The organism is Cupriavidus sp. 8B (assembly GCF_054589115.1).
Window position 1 is genome coordinate 1 of sequence record NZ_BAAILO010000637.1, and the last position, 242, is coordinate 242.

Annotated in this window: 1 pseudogene; it reads left to right on the forward strand. The window is 68.2% G+C overall.

The annotated features are described in order from the left end of the window. Window positions 1-41 precede the first annotated feature (41 nt). A pseudogene (locus ACYP5B_RS51475) lies at window positions 42-242 on the forward strand (ATPase, T2SS/T4P/T4SS family); the annotation flags it as partial.

Sequence of the window (242 nt, forward strand, 5' to 3'; positions counted from 1 at the left end):
GGCGCGACCGCGCGGACGCCAATGTTGCCGGAGTAGGGGGCGTGACGGTTCTCACCGGCGCGGCGCCGGCCTTTGCCGCGCTTGCGCCCTCGAGGCTGCCGAATACTGGCGCCACCGCAATCGCTGCGCCGGCGGAAGAGATCGGAACGGTGGACGAGCTCCCCATCTTCATCAAGACGCTCTACGACGAGTTGGACATGGCGCCGTCGCTGCGGCATGGGATCTGCCCGGTGCTGGTTGAA